General features: G+C 75.6%; 10 protein-coding genes. 6 read left to right on the top strand and 4 right to left on the bottom strand.

Annotated features, from left to right (window positions below):
• Positions 1-17 precede the first annotated feature (17 nt).
• Positions 18-770, bottom strand: coding sequence for a CPBP family intramembrane glutamic endopeptidase (locus tag KIN34_RS04715; RefSeq protein ID WP_372449527.1), 753 nt, complete (start codon positions 768-770; stop codon positions 18-20).
• Between the two features lie 229 nt (positions 771-999).
• Here KIN34_RS04715 and KIN34_RS04720 point away from each other — a divergent pair, with 229 nt between their 5' ends.
• The 4 genes from KIN34_RS04720 to KIN34_RS04735 are packed head-to-tail and all read left to right on the top strand — an operon-like array spanning position 1,000 to position 3,710.
• Positions 1,000-1,623 carry a hypothetical protein gene (locus KIN34_RS04720; protein ID WP_214347409.1) on the top strand — a complete coding sequence of 208 codons (624 nt, stop codon included), beginning with the start codon at positions 1,000-1,002 and terminating at the stop codon, positions 1,621-1,623.
• The gene (locus KIN34_RS04725) at positions 1,616-1,918 is read left to right on the top strand and encodes a transcriptional regulator (protein ID WP_214347412.1); all 303 of its coding nucleotides are present in this window, start codon (positions 1,616-1,618) and stop codon (positions 1,916-1,918) included. Before KIN34_RS04720 ends, KIN34_RS04725 begins: the two co-directional genes overlap by 8 nt.
• Complete coding sequence (locus KIN34_RS04730; RefSeq protein WP_214347415.1) at positions 1,915-2,913, top strand: ABC transporter ATP-binding protein; 999 nt, start codon at positions 1,915-1,917, stop codon at positions 2,911-2,913. Before KIN34_RS04725 ends, KIN34_RS04730 begins: the two co-directional genes overlap by 4 nt.
• Positions 2,910-3,710: an ABC transporter permease gene (locus tag KIN34_RS04735; RefSeq protein WP_214347418.1), complete on the top strand. Its 801-nt coding sequence runs from the start codon at positions 2,910-2,912 to the stop codon at positions 3,708-3,710. The genes KIN34_RS04730 and KIN34_RS04735 overlap by 4 nt, the downstream gene beginning before the upstream one ends.
• Positions 3,711-3,731: 21 nt before the next feature.
• Here KIN34_RS04735 and KIN34_RS04740 read toward each other — a convergent pair whose 3' ends face one another.
• The 3 genes from KIN34_RS04740 to KIN34_RS04750 all read right to left on the bottom strand — a co-directional run bounded on the left by KIN34_RS04740 (position 3,732) and on the right by KIN34_RS04750 (position 6,913).
• Positions 3,732-6,176, bottom strand: a complete 2,445-nt coding sequence (locus tag KIN34_RS04740) for a heavy metal translocating P-type ATPase (RefSeq protein WP_214347421.1) — start codon at positions 6,174-6,176, stop codon at positions 3,732-3,734.
• A gap of 168 nt (positions 6,177-6,344) precedes the next feature.
• Complete coding sequence (locus KIN34_RS04745) at positions 6,345-6,596, bottom strand: heavy-metal-associated domain-containing protein (RefSeq protein ID WP_214347423.1); 252 nt, start codon at positions 6,594-6,596, stop codon at positions 6,345-6,347.
• A 35-nt stretch (positions 6,597-6,631) separates the two neighbouring features.
• A complete protein-coding gene (locus KIN34_RS04750) occupies positions 6,632-6,913 on the bottom strand; it encodes a metal-sensitive transcriptional regulator (RefSeq protein WP_214347426.1) in 282 nt (93 codons plus the stop codon).
• A gap of 190 nt (positions 6,914-7,103) precedes the next feature.
• Between KIN34_RS04750 and KIN34_RS04755 the strand changes: the two genes are divergently transcribed.
• Together KIN34_RS04755 and KIN34_RS04760 are read left to right on the top strand one after the other, a co-directional pair.
• A complete protein-coding gene (locus tag KIN34_RS04755) occupies positions 7,104-10,772 on the top strand; it encodes a hypothetical protein (protein WP_214347428.1) in 3,669 nt (1,222 codons plus the stop codon).
• Between the two features lie 18 nt (positions 10,773-10,790).
• Entirely contained in the window at positions 10,791-15,725 is a 4,935-nt protein-coding gene (locus KIN34_RS04760) for a hypothetical protein (protein WP_214347430.1), read from the top strand.
• Positions 15,726-15,831: the final 106 nt, after the last annotated feature.

Genomic DNA, 15,831 nt, shown 5'->3' on the forward strand with positions numbered 1-15,831 from the left:
GGACGGCGGCGGCCGGGTCAGTCGAGCCCGACCGCCGCGATCCAGTCCGGCGGGATGAGCGCGTAGCCGACGAAGACGGTCAGGTCCATGACGGTGTGGGCGACGACGAGCGGCATCACGCGCCGGGAGCGGTGGTAGTACCAGGCGAAGACGACGCCCATCACCACGTTCCCCGCGAACGCGCCCCAGCCCTGGTACAGGTGGTAGGTGCCGCGCAGCAGCGCGCTCGCGGCGATGATCGCGGGAACCGACCAGCGCAGCGTGCGCAGCCGCTCCATGAGGTAGCCGACGACGACGACCTCCTCGAGCAGCGCGTTCTTCAGCGCGAGCAGGATCAGCAGCGGGATGGTCCACCAGTGGTCGTCGATCGTCGTCGGCTGGACCTGGACGGTGATCCCCAGCACCCGCCCGATCGCGTACAGCCCCAGCCCGGGGACGCCGATCGCGGCGGCCAGGCCCACGCCGATGCCCAGGTCGCGCCAGGGGCGGGCGAACGTCAGGCCGATCTGCCGCACGGCGGAGCGGCCGTGGGCGGACAGCAGGTAGAGCGCGAGCGCGACGGGGACGAGCGCGAAGCCGATCGCCAGGAGCTGGTAGATCACGTCCAGCCAGGGCCGCGCGTTGATGGTCTGGTTGATCGTCGTCGACTGGTCGGCGAGCGGTGGGCCGGCGGTGAGCCGGTCGAGCATGTTGACCATCGCGTAGACCGCGGACCGGCCGAGGGACAGCCCCAGCACGATCCAGATCTCGACGGTCAGGCGACGGCGCACCGCGCGCCCCGAGGGTGGCGGCGCTGAGGACGGCGGTGCTGAGGGCTGCAGGGCTGAGGGCTGCAGGGCTGAGGGCTGCGGCGCGGCCTCGTCGTCGCCCACCGTTCTCATGCCTCGCACTGTAGGGCCGCATCCCGTGCGCCGATCATCTTGCGCGGGCCGGGCGGAATGTGCAAACTAGTTTGCGTTGCAAAGTCCGACTGGCGGGCGGCACACCGAGGGGGACGAGATGGACGACGAGCACCTGGCGCCGGACGACGCGCTGGCGATCATCGCGGGCCAGCGCGAGGTCTCGGCCCGCACCCAGCCCTCGTCCGCGTTGCTGTTCGGTGTGTGGGGCGCGGCGTGGCTCATCGGCTACGGGCTGATGTGGCTCACCGCGCTGGACGACGACACCCCGGCCGTCTGGGCCGCGGCGGTCGCCATCGGCGGCGGCGCGGGCGCGATCGCCTTCACGATCTGGCACTCGATCCACCGCTCGTCGGGCATCCGGGGACGCAGCCCGCGCGAGGGGGCGATGTACGGCTGGGCGTGGGCGCTCGGCTTCCTGGCGCAGGGCATGATCGTCGCGGCGCTCGCCGAGGCGGGTGCCGAGCCGGTGGTCGTCAGCCTCGCGGCCAACGCGATGGCGACCATGGTCGCCGGGCTCCTGTACCTGGCGGGCGGGCTGCTCTGGCGGTCGACCCCGCTGTACGCGCTCGGTGCGTGGCTCCTGCTCACGGGCGCGGCCGGCGCGTTCGCCGGGCTCCCCGGGTCCTACGCGGTCATGGCGTTCGCGGGCGGCGGCGGGATGCTGGTCGCCGCGCTCGTCTCGCGCCTGACCGGGCGCCGGACCTGGGGCGACGGTGCCTGACGACGACCTCGACCCCGTCATCCACGCGCCGGCACGGCTCCGCGTGGTCGCGACGCTCGTCGGGCTCGGCCGGGGCGACAGCATCTCCTTCCCGCGGCTGCAGCAGCTGCTCGACATGACCGCGGGCAACCTGTCCACCCACCTGCGCAAGCTCGAGGAGGCGGAGTACGTGACGATCACCAAGACGTTCGAAGGACGCCAGCCGGCGACGTTCGTGGCGCTGACGGAGACCGGGCGGGGCGCGTTCGAGCGCTACTCGCGCCGGCTCCGCGCGCTGCTGGGGGACGCGTCATGAGCGCGCCGGTCGTGGAGCTCGCCGGCGTGACGCGCCGGTTCGGGCCCGTGGTCGCGCTCGACGACGTGTCGCTGAGCATCCGGCCCGGCGAGCTCGTCGGGCTGCTGGGACCCAACGGCGCCGGCAAGACGACGCTGCTCAGCCTGGTCAGCGGGCTCCGCAAGCCCGACGCGGGAACGGTCCGGCTGTTCGGGGGCGACCCGCGCGACGCGGCGTCCCGGCTCGCGCTCGGCACCACGCCGCAGGAGACCGGCCTGCCCCAGACGCTGCGCGTGTCCGAGGTGATCGCCCTGGTCGCCGGGCACTACCCGGACCCGATGACGACGGCGGAGGTGCTCGAGCGGTTCGGGCTCGAGGGCCTCGCGCGCCGGCAGACCGGCGGCCTGTCCGGCGGTCAGAAGCGGCGCCTGGCCGTGGCGCTCGCCCTCGTCGGGCGCCCGCGCCTGGTCCTGCTCGACGAGCCGACCACCGGCCTGGACGTCGAGGCCCGGCACATCCTGTGGCAGGCGCTGCGGGACTACCACGCGGACGGCGCGACCGTGGTGCTGACCAGCCACTACCTCGAGGAGGTCGAGGCGCTGGCCCGCCGCGTCGTGGTCGTCGGGCAGGGCCGCGTGCTCGCCGACGGCGACCTGCCGTCCGTCCTCGCGCTCGTCGCGCGCCGGCGCGTGCTGGTCACCGTGCCCGCCGCGGCACGCGCCACGGTCGCCGCGCTGCCGGGCGCGGGCGACGTGGAGGCGCAGCCGCCGGGCGCGGGAGGCGCCGCCGAGCCGGCGGGGCACGACGAGGTCCGCCTGACGGTGCTCGCCGCGGACGCCGACGCGCTGGTGCGCGGGCTCGTCGGGACGGGCGTGCCGTTCCGCGACCTCGAGGTGCGCGGCGCGTCGCTCGAGGAGGCGTTCCTGACCCTCACCGCGCCGGACGCGGCCGCGCGCCCGGCCCCGCACGGGACCAGGCCGGGCGTGGCCGCGGACGACCTGGAGGTGACCCGATGACCGCGGAGCGGACGACAGCGAGGACCCCCGCCGCAGCGCGCACGCGGCCGTTCTGGCGGCTCGCGATCCTGCACGCCCGGCTCGGCTTCGTCGAGACGATCCGCATCCCGATCGCCGTGCTGGGCAACCTGCTGTTCCCGGCGCTCGCGCTGATCTTCTTCGTCGTGCCGCAGCGCGCGATCGCGGACGACCCCGTGCTGGCCACCGCGGCCGTCGCGCAGCTCGGCGTGTTCGCGGTCATGTCCACGTGCCTGTTCTCGTTCGGCGCCGGCGTCTCGGAGGACCGCCAGCAGCCGTTCGACCCCTACCTGCGCACGCTTCCCGCCGGCCCCGGCCCGCGCCTGACGGGCCGCGTGCTGAACGGACTGGTGTGGTCGTACATCGCGCTCGTCCCGGTGGTGCTCGTGGGCTGGCTCCTCACGGCCGCGAGCATGTCCCCGGCGCAGGCGCTCGCCACCGTCGTGCTCGTCGTCGGCGCCGCGGTGCCGTTCCTGCTCCTCGGCCTCGCGATCGGCTACCGGCTCTCCGCCAAGGCGGCGATCGCCGTGGTGCAGGCGGTGCTGTTCCCGCTGGCGTTCGCCGGCGGGCTGTTCATGCCGCCCGAGGTGTTCCCCGACTGGCTGGACGCGCTGTCGAAGGCGCTGCCCTCGCGGGCCCTGCGCGACCTCGTCGTCCAGGTCACCACGGGCGTCGACGCGTACGCGCTCGCGGTGCCCGTGCTGGTGGGCTGGACGCTGGTGTTCGCCGCGCTCGCGGCGGCGGCCTACCGCGCGGACGAGGGGCGCCGCTTCCGCTGACGCCCCCCGCCCGCGCGCGGGTCACCGGTCGAACCGGCGCAGGCGCAGCGAGTTGCCGACGACGAGCACGGACGAGAACGCCATGGCGGCGCCCGCGATCATCGGGTTGAGGAGCCCGAGCGCCGCGAGCGGGATCGCCGCGACGTTGTACGCGAACGCCCAGAACAGGTTCTGCCGGATCACGCGCAGCGTGCGCCGGGAGAGGCGGATCGCCTGCGCGGCCGAGCGCAGGTCGCCGCGGACCAGGGTCACGTCGGCCGCCTCGATCGCCACGTCGGTGCCGGTGCCCATGGCGAGGCCCAGGTCGGCGGTGGCCAGCGCGGCGGCGTCGTTCACGCCGTCGCCGACCATGGCCACCGTGCGCCCCTCGCGCTGCAGGCGCTCGACGACGTCGACCTTGTCCTCCGGCAGCACCTGCGCGACCACGTCCTCGATGCCGACCTGGTGCGCGACCGCGCGGGCCGCGCCCTCGTTGTCGCCCGTGAGCAGCACGGGCCGCAGCCCGAGCGCGCGCAGCTCGTCGACGGCCTGCCGGGAGGTGTCCTTGAGCGGGTCCCGCACGACGAGCGTGGCGCGCGCGGTGCCGTCCCACGCGACCATCACGGCCGTCGCGCCGTCACGCTCGGCCTCGTCGAACCCGGCGTGCAGCGCGACCGTCTCGACGCCCTTCTCCGCGAGCCAGGACGGCCGCCCGACGAGCACGCGCCGGCCCAGGCCGACGCCGGAGTGGGCGGTCCGGACGATGCCCTCCACCCCGCGGCCCGCGGCCGAGGAGAAGTCGTGGACCTCGTCGGACCCGATCGGTACGCCGTCCGCACCGACGCTCGTGCCGCCCGCCGGTGCCGGCTCGCCCGCCTGCGCCCACGCGGCCACGACCGCGTGCGCGATCGGGTGCTCCGCGCGCGCCTCGACCGCGGCCGCGAAGCGCAGCGCCTCGGTGCGGGCGTCGTCGGCGTGCTGCGTGCCCGCCGGGAGCAGGACGTCGGTCAGCGCCATCCGGCCCTGCGTCACCGTGCCGGTCTTGTCGAGCACCACCGTGTCCACCCGGCGCGTGCGCTCCAGGATCTCCGGGCCCTTGATGAGGATGCCGAGCTGTGCGCCCCGGCCGGTGCCGACCAGCAGCGCCGTCGGGGTGGCCAGGCCCAGCGCGCAGGGGCAGGCGATGATCAGCACGGCCACGGCCGCGGTGAACGCCTGCTGGGCGCTGGCACCGGACAGCAGCCAGGCGGCCAGCGTGCCCGCCGCGAGCACCAGCACCACGGGCACGAACACCGCGGAGATCCGGTCCGCGAGGCGCTGGACGGGAGCCTTGCCCGTCTGCGCGCGGGCGACCAGCCGGCCGATCTGCGCCAGGCGCGTGTCCGCGCCCACCGCGGACGCCCGCACGACGAGCGAGCCCGAGGTGTTGATGGTCGCACCGGTGACCTGGTCGCCCGGGCCGACCTCGACCGGCACCGGCTCGCCCGTGAGGAGCGAGGTGTCCAGGGCGGACTCGCCCGTGAGCACCACGCCGTCGGTCGCGACCTTCTCGCCGGGGCGGACGACGAACTCGTCGTCGACCCGCAGCCGGTCGACCGGCACGCGCTGCTCCGTGCGCCGGCCGTCGGCGCCGGTCACCAGGACCGCGACGTCCTTCGCGCCCAGGTCCAGCAGGGAGCGCAGCGCGTCCCCCGCGCGGCGGCGGGAGCGGTGCTCGGCGTAGCGGCCGGCCAGCAGGAACGTGGTGACGACCGCGGCGACCTCGAAGTAGAGCTCCGGCGCCGCCCCCTCGTGCGCGGCGCGCGGCCACAGCGAGGGCGTCATCGTCATGCCGAGCTCGCCCGCCCCGCCGAGCAGCAGGGCCCACAGCGACCACCCGGTCGCCGCGACGATCCCGATGCTGACCAGCGTGTCCATGGTCGAGGCGCCGTGCCGGGCGGCGCGTGCCGCGGCCCGGTGGAACGGCCACGCGGCCCACGTCACCACCGGCAGCGCCAGCGCGGCGACCAGCCACTGCCACCCGGTCAGCTGCAGGGCTGGGACCATCGAGAGCAGCAGCACGGGGACCGTGAGCACGGACGCGACGACGAGCCGGCGCCGCAGGTCCGCGCCGCGGCCGTCGGTGGGGGCCGAGGTGTCCTCGTCGGGCTCCATGTGGTGCCCGGGCGCCATCGAGTGCCCGGACAGCGCGTGCTCCGCACCGTGCTCGTCGTCGTGCTCGTCGTCGTGCTCGTCGTCGTGCTCTGCCGGAGCGGAGTGCGAGGTCGACGTGACGCGCGCCTGGTACCCCGCGGCGGCGACGGCCGCGACCAGGTCGTCGGACGTGACGGCCGGGTCGGAGGACTCCACGTGCGCGGACTCGAGCGGCAGGTTGACGGAGGCGGTCACGCCCGGCAGGCGCTGCAGGCGCTTCTCCACCCGCGCGACGCACGAGGCGCAGGTCATGCCCTCGACCGCCAGGTCGACGACCAGGGGCTCGTTGCTCATGGCAGTTCCTTCCCTACCGCCGACCACGTCATGTCTCCGGCTCTGAGGTGTGGATCCCGGAGTGATGACGTGGTCGTCGGGTGGTGTGGCTGGCGAGAACGTCATGTCTCCGGCTCTGGGGTGTGGGACCGGAGTGATGACGTGGTCGTCGGGTGGTGTCGTGGGGGGTCAGAGGAGGGAGCGGCGGGGCGTGACCGCGTAGCCGGCCTCCGTGACGGCCGCGGCGATCGCGCCGTCGGCGAGGGGCTCGTCGGACGTCACCGAGACGCGCGACGAGCCGCCGACGACGAGGTCGACGTCGACCCCGGTGACGCCGGGGAGCGCCTGGAGCTCGGTGGTCACGGCGTGCACGCAGTGACCGCACGTCATGCCGTCGACGCCGAACGTGGTGGTGCCGGGGGTGGGGGTGGTCTGGCTCATGGGTGTCTCCTGCCGGTGTCGCTCGGGGTTGGGGTTCAGCTGCGGACCAGGCGGGCGATCGCATCGGCCGCCTCGCGGACCTTCTCCTCGCCCTCCTGCGGCGAGCGGCGCGCCGCGTCGACGACGCAGTGCCCCAGGTGGTCCTCGACGAGCCCGATGCTCACGGCCTGCAGCGCCTTGGTGACGGCGGCGATCTGCGTGAGGACGTCGATGCAGTACGTGTCCTCGTCCACCATGCGCGCGATGCCGCGTACCTGGCCCTCGATGCGCCGCAGCCGCTTGAGGTAGTCGTCCTTGTCGGTGGTGTAGCCGTGCACGGGTCCTCCCGGGGTTCGCCTCCCTCAGCAACATACCCCCCATGGGTATTCCCGGCGGCGGCGGAAGGTCCCGGGTGCCATCGCGGGCGCCGCGGACTTCGCCCGGGTGAGACGGCGGGAAAGGGCTGGCACGGACTCACCCGTCTGGGTGACGATGGGGACGAATCGGACACTCAGCGAAGAGGCCGCCATGCCACCGAAGCCCCGCGACGACGAGCTCGACGTCCGGCTCCTGCGCGCCGAGGACCTGCTGGTCGCGCGCCTCACCGCCACCGGCTGCCGGCTGGTCGAGACGGGCGCCGGACCGATGCTGGAGGCCGGCGACGAGGGCGGCCTCCTGGTGCTGCACCTGCCCCCGCAGCACATCGGCGAGCAGGCCGTGCCGGAGCCGTCGGTCGAGGACCCGTCCCGGGTCACGGGCCACCGCGCGGCGGAGCCGTCGCGGCTGGTCTACGTGCTCCCGGCCGGCACGACGATCCCCTTCACGACCGCCGGCGTGCTGGCGGCGCTGCCGACGCTCATGCTCAAGGTCGCCGCGCACGCGACGCCGGCCTCGACGAGTGGACCAGGACCGGGGCTGCGTCCCGGGCGTCCGCCCTGGGTGCTGGTGGGGCGGGGGCTCGCGTCGGCGGGGGCGCTCGCGGAGCACGTGCTCGGGGAGGGGCGCGCGGCCGCGTTCGCCTCGACTCGGCTCACCGAGCCCGCCGCCACCGTGCTCCAGCACGCGCAGGCGGTCCGGCTGGTGCGGGGCGTCCGCACGCCGGGGGACACCCTGGGCCCGCGCGACCGGATCCGCCCGCCGGTGCTGGTCGACCCCCCGGTGCGCGTCGAGCCGCCCGTGCGCGTCGAGCCGCCCGTGCTCGTCGAACCGCCCGTGCTCGTCGAACCCCCCGTCCGCGTGCCGCCGGTGCGTCCCCGCGGCCGCGCGCCCGTGGCGCCCGCGCCCGACGAGACGGCGATCGAGGCGCCGTACCGCCTCACGGTCTCGCCCTCGGCGCGCGGGGCATTCCGCCACCCGGCCGAGCCGGTGCGGGACACGGCCGACGGGACGCGCGTCGAGCTGTGGCGCACGCACCTGACGGTGCGCGTCGAGGACGACGAGGGCACCTTCGTCGGGCACGACGACGGCGACGAGACCCAGCGCGTGGTGCGCGCGGTCTGGACCCGCGACCTGGGCCCGCTCGACGCGGGCGCGCTCGCCGACCCGCCCGCGATCGCGCCGCAGTCGCTCACGCCGTTGCACCGGCGCGCGGTGGTCCGGCAGAGCGCGGACACCCGGCTGCCGAAGGCGCCGGTGCCCATCCCGGTGCGGCGGCTCGCGCTCTCCAGCCTCGGGGCGTGGATCGACTGGACCGGGACGTGGGCCGAGGCGGACATCGCCGGTCCGCCCCCGGACACCGCCATGGTCACGCTCTACAAGCACCAGGCGGTGATGGGCCGTGACACGTACGTGCGCGTCGAGGAGCCGGGGTTCCTGTTCCCGTTCGGGCACAAGTGCGTCTTCGTCACCGTCACCGAGCGCAAGATCACGGGCCGCGCGCCCGCCACGGCGTTCCTGTGGCAGCGCAAGTTCATCATCGTGCGGCAGCCGACGCGCGACTACGACGGGCACGACAGCCCGCTCGCCCAGGTGACGCTCGAGCCCCTGGTCACGCCGAACCTGGACGATCCCGGGCCGTTGACCACGCCGTTCGTGCCGACCCGGGACGGCGGGCAGCCGTTCCCGTTCACGCTCGTGGGCGTCGACCGCGCGGGGCGGGTGTCGACGTTTTCGGCGCCGCTGGTGTTCGTGCCGTCGGCGATCGTCGCGCAGCCGTCCGTGCAGGCCGACGCCGAGAGCGCGTACGCGCCGGTGCGGCGGATCGACGGGCGGGCGCAGAGCGTCTCGCTCGCGACCGAGGCCACGTCCGGGGACACCTCGCTGGACCTCAACCGCCTCGAGTTCACGGGCACCGTGCAGCCCGCGGACTTCACGTCCCGGCCCCGCCTCGTCGGGGTCAACGCGGTGGTGCCCGCGATGCGGCACCTCGCGCCGCAGGCCCCCGGCGTGGACCTGGCGTACGCGCCGCAGTTCCTCGCGGCGTCGGAGGGCGGCTTCGGGCCGACGAACCCCGGCCAGGTGTTCCTGGCGCTCACCGGGCCCGCGCCCGCGGTCGACTTCTCGGGCGGCACCGACCGGTCGGGCGGGTTCCTCTCCCCGAGCTTCGCGGTGCGCGCGCTGTCGCGGACGCTCGGTGCCGTCGGCGACGCGGGCACCGCCCCGGACTCGGGGCTCAAGGACGGTCGGTTCAGCCCGGAGAAGTTCCTCGAGGGCGCGTTCCCCAAGCTCTTCGGGCTGTTCTCCCTGCTCGACCTCCTGGACGCGATCGGGATCGGGCTCGATGACGCCCCGGACTTCGTCACCGAGGCGCTCGACACGGTGAGCGCGATCGTCGGCGCCGCGGACCGGCTGCGCGAGCGTGCTCAGGAGACCGGGCCGCGGCTGGCGAAGGAGCTGGCGAACGCCGCGCACGGCGGTGCCCAGGCGGCGCTGCAGGAGGCCAAGGACGCGCTCGACGCCGCGATCGGCCCGCTGGTCGCCGCGCTCGACGCGCTGGTCACCGCGATCGAGGAGCTCCCGGACGCGCCGGACGTGCCGAGCGCGATCACGCAGCTCACCGGCCGGCTGAGCGACGTCGCGGACGCCGTCGACGCGCTGCTGGCCCGCGTGGGCGCGCCGCAGATCCCGTCCCAGGTCCGCGCCGAGCTCGAGCGTCCCGCGAAGGTGCTGCGGGAGCTCACGGCCGCGGCGGAGACCCTGACGGCGCTCGCGGACTTCGCGGAGCAGCTGCTCTCGCCGGACACGTCGATCACCGCACGCTTCGAGTGGCGCCCGCAGATCGCGAGCTGGCCGGACGAGGCGAAGCCCGTGCTGAAGGTGAACGACACGCGCGGCCTGCGCCTCGCGATCGAGGTGGTCGCGTCCACCGACTCCGCACCCGCGGTCGACATCGCGGCCGAGCTCGCGGACTTCGCGCTGGTCCTGCTGCCCGGCGCCCCGCTCATGGGGCTGGCGTTCCAGCGCATCGGGTTCCGGGCGTCGTCGGCCGGCAAGGTCGAGGTCGACGTCGTGTTCGGCGGCATCGAGTTCCTGGGCGCGCTGGAGTTCGTCGAGACGCTGCGGCGGATGATCCCGTTCGACGGGTTCGCGGACCCGCCGTCCGTCGACGTCTCGCCCGAGGGCGTGACCGCGGGGTTCGACGTGGCGCTGCCGAGCGTCTCGATCGGCGTGTTCAGCCTCGAGAACATCTCGCTGGGCGCCGACGCCCGCGTGCCGTTCCTGGGCGACGCGGTCACGGTCGGCTTCCACTTCTGCCGCAAGGACTCGCCGTTCCGGATGACGGTGATGTGCATCGGCGGCGGGGGCTGGGTGGAGCTGCGCGTCTCACCGAAGGGCATGGTGCTCCTCGAGGTGGGCCTCGAGGCGACCGCGTGCCTCTCGGTGGACCTGGGCGTCGCCTCGGGGTCGGTGTCGATCGCGGTCGGCGTCTACATCCGCATGGAGGCCGCGAAGGGCCTGCTCACGGCCTACTTCCGGATCCGCGGCGAGGTCGACGTCCTCGGGCTGATCTCCGCGTCCATCACGCTCGAGCTGTCCCTGACGTACCACTTCGAGACGGGCAAGCTCGTCGGGCGCGCGTCGCTCGTCGTCGAGGTCGAGGTGCTGTTCTTCTCGGCCTCCGTCGAGATCACGGTCGAGAAGAAGCTCGCCGGGTCCAAGGGTGACCCGACGCTCAAGGACGTCCTGCCACCCGCGCCCGACGGCAGCAACGCCGACTGGTCCGCCTACTGCGAGGCGTTCGCGCCTCTGCCCGCCTGAGGCCGAGGGGAGCCCCTGGTGACCACCGCACGTGTCCTGCTGACGGCCCTGCCGCGCACGCTCGACGAGACCGCCGAGCACCACCTGACCGCGTACGTCACGCACAAGCTCGAGACCGACGGGGACGACGAGACGCTCGCCGCCTTCCCCGCGGTCGCCGACTGGGTGACGACACTGCAGGGCTCCCGCCTCGAGCTGGTGCACGACGCCGGCGCGCCCGTCCCGCTCACCGTGGTGTCCGTCCCCGACCAGGACGCGTGGGCCGCCGTGCTCCCGCCGACGACGAGGGTCGCGGGCTACCCGAAGCCCGCGGTCGCGGCCGCGCCGTGGGAGTCCTTCCCCGCGCACCGGCTGAGCGACCACGCGGTGGACCTGCACCTCATGTCCCTGACCGCGAACCCCACGCACCGCCCGCCCGTGCTCGGCGACCCGGTGATGGCGGGCTTCCTGGACCGGCTCGCCCAGTTCTCCCGCTCGGCGGGGCAGATCCGGGAGCTGGCGCAGCAGCGTGCGACCCGCGGCGCCCGGCTGCTCGCTCGTCGGACCCAGGAGGCCCAGGCCAGCCTGGGGGCGACCGGCGTGCGGGGGCGGCCGGCCTACGTGACCGACGGGCAGGACGTGCGCTCGCCGATCGAAGTGCTCCTCGCGGACACGGACGCCGACGAGCGCGTCACGACGTACCTCGACGGCCAGCGCGGCGTCGACCACGCGGCGGACCCCGAGCTGCAGCTGATGGCGGACGCGCACGCGGCGCGCCGCTACTACGAGCGCCCCGAGGAGCAGACGGAGTACCGCGAGCACCCGGTCGAGGGCGCCACGCTCCCGCGGCCCGACAAGCCGGACCCGGACTTCCACCAGCGCGCCGCGCACCTGGCCGACACGCCCGCGCTGCTGCGTCCGCTGGGTCTCGCGCTCGACCTGCGCATCGACTCGGCCGACGACCGTGCGGCGCTCGCGCGCGCGACGTGGGTCGCGGTCCGGCTGGTGACCACCGCCGACGTGGTGCGCCTGGCCCCGCCGCGCACGCAGGTGGTGGTGCGCGGCGACCGGTTCGACGCGGTCTCGTCGGACGCGTGGGTGGGCGGCGCGGTCCCGCTGGGCGACGACTCCTACGTGGTGCTGGACCTCGATCCCGACGCGTCGGGGCTCAAGCTCGACCAGCACGTGCGCTCGCTGCCGGCGCTGGCCGCGAGCGAGACCAACGGCGACGAGACCTCATCGGCCCCCGGCACGCTGCGCACGTCCGGGTTCGGCATCGCGCGCACGGACCGCGTCGGCACGACGAGGGCGCGCGTCCAGGCCGCCGAGGCGATGACCACCCCCGACGACGGTCCCGACGACGGACCGGGCGACGCCGGCCCCCTGCTGCGGTACGACGACCTGGTCCGCGGCCTGCGCCTCGAGGTGTGGGACGACCGCACGCGCGCGTGGCACTCGCTGCACGAGCGGCGCGTGGACGTGACGGCCGACCCGGGCACCGGGCCGCGGCCCGTGCTGACGGACGCGCCGGACGTGGGGTTCCTGCAGCTCTCGGGGCTCAACCGAGTGCCCGGGTCGTCGCACTACTACCTGCACGAGGTGGTCGCGGGCTGGGACGGGTGGAGCCTGTCGGCGCCCCGGCCGGGCCGCGTGATCGTCGACGAGGTGCACCCGCCGGCCGAGGTGCCGGAGGACGCCGAGGTCACGGGCGTGCACGTCACGACGCGCGTCGAGCCGGGCTCGCTGCCGCGGCTGCGGTGGGGGTGGTCGTACGCGTTCCGGCTGGTCGGCGTGGACCTCGCGGGCGGCTCGGTGCCGCGCACGACGACGCTGCGCCCGCTGCCCGAGCGGCTGGCGGGTCCCGCGCGCAGCGCCGCGCGCGAGCACCTGGACCACCTGCGTGACCGGTACGCCGCGCGCGACGAGCAGGGGCTGCTGCGCGCGGTCCGGGACCGGGTGCTGGCCGCGCTGCCCGCACCCGACGCGGGGCCCGGCACCGGCGCGGAGCCCGGACGCGACGCGGAGTGGCTCGGCGACCTCGTGGATCGCTCGGCCGCCGTGCGGCCCGTGCTGACGCGCGAGGAGCTCGCCGAGCAGGTGCCGGCCGAGCTGCGCACGGGCGACCTCGACCTCGACGCGGTCGTCGGCGGACGACTGGTCGCGACGCGCCGGGCGGCGGCGGACGTCGCCGCGCAGTCGCGGGTCGCGGGCCGGCGGGGGGCGAGCGCGCGGGGCGTCGACGAGGCTGGCGCGGGCCGGTCGGACGGGCCTTCGTCGGACGGGCGTTCGTCGGCCGGACCCGCGCAGGGGCTGACCGAGCCGGTGGCTGCGCTGGCCGGCGACGCCGCGCGGTCGGCGTTCGCGCGCGTCGCCGCGGCGTCGCGCGTGCTCGCGGCAGCGGCCTCGTCGTGGCGCGTGCGCCCGCAGCTCGCGATCGACCCGGACGCGTTCGCGGACCTGGCTGCCGTCCCGGACCTGGCGGTGCCCGACGAGGTGCGCGTGGGCCGGCGGCCCGTGGTCACCACGCCGCGGCCCTACCTGCGCTGGACGCCCGTGCCGCCGCCGACGCTCGTCGCGCAGGCCGGCCTGGGGACGGGGGAGCAGCTCGCGCGGCTCGTCGTGCGGACGGGCCTGCCGGACGGGCACCCGGACGCGATCACGACGAGCGCGCGGCACGTGGTCCCGCCCAAGGCGACGCAGCTCGAGGCCGAGACGGACGGGAAGTTCGACCTGGCGATCGGCTCGACCGACGCCGACGTGCAGAAGGCGCAGTACGCGATCGCGCTCGCGGAGCGCGGGACCCTGCTGGACCGGCGCCGCCCGTCGCTCGACGACGCGAACGCGACCGAGGAGCAGCCGGGCATCGCGCTGCTCGCGCGGCCGGGCGCTGACCCGGACGCGGCGGTCACGCTCGACGACATCGAGGCCCGCCGCGACACCCCGCTGGGCGAGGGCCAGTACGTGGTGCACGGCACCGACGAGCTCACGCTGCCCTACCTGCCGGACCCGCACGCGGCGGGCGTCGCGCTCGTCTTCTACGACGCGGGCGCGCCCCACCTGCTGCCCGAGCCGCGCGTGCTGCAGGCCGTGGTGCTGCCGTTCCCCGGTGACTGGCCGCGCGTCGAGCCGCTGCGGCTGGTGCTCGAGCGCGGCGAGACGCTGGGCGCGCGGCTCGACGGACGGGACGTGCGCGTCACGCTGCCGCCCGGCGAGCAGGTGCGCGTCGCGATGTCGTCGTCGCTGCGGGGCGTCGACCTGGACGACTTCGGCCTGTGGCGCTCGCACCTGGCCTCCACGGTGGACCCCGACGGTGACGGGCAGTCCACCCAGGAGCAGGTGATCGCGGCGGCGGTGCTGCTGCGCGCGGCCGTCGCGGGCTGGACGTGGTGGCTCACGCCCGCCACCGACCTGCGCCTGGTGCACGCCGTGCCCGCGCCCGTGCTGCCGCCGCACCTGCGGGACCTGCGCGTGCTGCTGCGTCCCGCGGGGCTCCCGGTCGCGCTGCTCGGCGGGCTCGTGGACGTGCACGGACCCAGCACCGACCAGCTCGTCGTGCGCGCGTCCTGGACCGAGTGGGTGGACGACGTGGCGGCGGCCGGGCCCGTGCAGGTGACGCGGGAGGACGTCGTCGTGCGGTCGACGGTCTGGCCGGGCGAGCGGCTGGGTCTGCTCTGGCTCGTCGACCACGTCCCGTCCGGGACGGACGCGCTGGGCGACGCGGACGTCGGCGTCCACCAGGCCCTGCAGACGTTCCCCGACACGCACCACCGCGAGGTCACCTACACGCCCAGCGGCACGACGAGGTACGCCGAGCTGTTCGCCCCCGAGGACGTCCCCGCGCCCGACGACCCCGTCCTGGCCGGCGCCCCGCGCACGCTCACCGTCCTGTCCTCCGCGCGGCCCGCGGGTGCCGAGGTCGTCGACACCGTGCCGCTGCTGCGGTGGGAGACCGGGACCGAGCCGGACCAGCCGTTCGCGGTCCGCCGCGTGCGGCGCTCGGGCGTGCGGGTCTGGCTGCGGCGGCCGTGGTTCTCGTCGGGCGACGGCGAGCTGCTGGGCGTGCTCGTCGGACCGGGGTCCGACCTGCCCGCCGACACCATCAGCCTGTGGGGCCGCGACCCGATCGTGCACGGTGCGCACGTCGCGCAGGGCACGATGCCGCCGCTCGTCGAGCCCGCGCACCTGTCCGTCGCGCTCGCGTCCGGCGGGTCCTGGGTGGACCGGCCCGCGCGGCCGGCGCGGTTCCCCGCCACCGTGCCGCTGCTGGACGTGAAGGGCCGGCCGGGGGCGCAGGTGTACGGCTACCGGCCCGAGTTCCACCCGGACCGCGGCCAGTGGTACGTCGACGTGGCGCTCGACGACGGGCCGGCGCTGTGGCCGTTCGTCCGGCTCGCGGTCGCGCGCTACCAGCCGTCCTCGATCGCGGACTGCGAGCTGTCGCCCGTCGGGCTGACCGCCTGGGCGCAGCCCCTGCCGACCCGCACCGCGACCGTCAGCCGCCCCGACCCGGACCACGTCCGCGTCACGGTGACCGGCGCTGTCGGCTTCTACCGCACGCGGCCTCGGCGGGGCCTCCCGGTGCCGAGCCTGCCCGACGAGCCCGCGGACCTGCTCGACGCCGACACCCCGACCGGTCAGGTGCAGGAGCTCGACGAGCTGCTGCGCCTGTCCCGGGTGATGCGCGCGAGCGTCCAGGTGCTCGACGAGGGCGCGAGCGACCTGCAGTGGCGCACGGTCGCGACGCGGCGGCTGCCGGCGGTGGGGTTCGGCGACGAGACGACGTTCCGCGTCACCTGGACCGGTGAGCTGCCCTGCCCGGGCGTCCCCTTGGCGACCCCGGGCTCGTCGGAGACGTGGCGCGTCCTGGTCGAGGAGTCCGAGCTCCTGGACGCCGACGCCCCGGACGCCCCCAACGCCGACGGCCGCACCGTCCTCATCCCGCGCACGGTCTACCTGGACTCCATCCCCCTCTGACCCCCGCCCCTGTCCGGCCCAGGGCGACTGCTACGTTCGCGGTGGCTGGTTCGTCGCCTCGAGGGGAACGTGCAGGGTGCGTGACGCGGGGCAGAGTGGGACGCCG

This window comes from Cellulomonas fulva, from assembly GCF_018531375.1.
In the GTDB taxonomy this organism is placed as follows: Bacteria; Actinomycetota; Actinomycetes; order Actinomycetales; family Cellulomonadaceae; genus Cellulomonas; species Cellulomonas fulva.

Bases quoted from the DNA above. Each gene is read 5' to 3' on its own strand.
- KIN34_RS04720 (WP_214347409.1), top strand. From the start codon at position 1,000: ATGGACGACGAGCACCTGGCGCCGGACGACGCGCTGGCGATCATCGCG.
- KIN34_RS04735 (WP_214347418.1), top strand. From the start codon at position 2,910: ATGACCGCGGAGCGGACGACAGCGAGGACCCCCGCCGCAGCGCGCACG.
- KIN34_RS04745 (WP_214347423.1), bottom strand. From the start codon at position 6,596: ATGAGCCAGACCACCCCCACCCCCGGCACCACCACGTTCGGCGTCGAC.
- KIN34_RS04740 (WP_214347421.1), bottom strand. From the start codon at position 6,176: ATGAGCAACGAGCCCCTGGTCGTCGACCTGGCGGTCGAGGGCATGACC.
- KIN34_RS04755 (WP_214347428.1), top strand. From the start codon at position 7,104: ATGCCACCGAAGCCCCGCGACGACGAGCTCGACGTCCGGCTCCTGCGC.
- KIN34_RS04730 (WP_214347415.1), top strand. From the start codon at position 1,915: ATGAGCGCGCCGGTCGTGGAGCTCGCCGGCGTGACGCGCCGGTTCGGG.